Genomic DNA, 322 nt, shown 5'->3' with positions numbered 1-322 from the left:
CGCCACGAGGGCGACGACGAGAAACGTGATAGCCCAACCGATCATGGCATCCTCACGAAATTCAGCCGGTTCAGGATCGGAACCCGCGAGGGGCGGATTCCGATCCCGTCATTCATGAAGGTTCAGATCTTGTCGGTCGCCGACTTCACGGCGCCCTTGGCATCGCCCACGGTGCTCTGGGCCTTGCCCTTGAGCTCCTGCGCCGCGCCGTCGGCCTTCATCTTGTCGTTGTTGGTCACGTCGCCGAGGCCCTGCTTGGCCTTGCCCAGGGCCTCGTTGGCGGCGCCCTTGATCTTGTCCGTGGTGCTGCTCATGGCGTTTC

1 protein-coding gene is annotated in these 322 nt (G+C 63.4%); it reads right to left on the bottom strand.

The features are described 5' to 3' along the window. Window positions 1-122 precede the first annotated feature (122 nt). On the bottom strand, window positions 123-314 hold the full coding sequence (locus tag MFF64_RS36710) for a CsbD family protein (RefSeq protein ID WP_147857530.1): 192 nt from the start codon (window positions 312-314) through the stop codon (window positions 123-125). Between the last annotated feature and the right edge of the window lie 8 nt (window positions 315-322).

It is taken from the genome of Methylobacterium frigidaeris, from assembly GCF_022179185.1.
Classification (GTDB): domain Bacteria; phylum Pseudomonadota; class Alphaproteobacteria; order Rhizobiales; family Beijerinckiaceae; genus Methylobacterium; species Methylobacterium frigidaeris.
Note: the sequence above shows the minus strand (reverse complement) of the source record. Positions and strands in the feature narration are given on the sequence as shown.

What these genes read in the sequence shown, in the direction of transcription:
- MFF64_RS36710 (WP_147857530.1), bottom strand. Translation starts at nt 314, where the DNA reads ATGAGCAGCACCACGGACAAGATCAAGGGCGCCGCCAACGAGGCCCTG.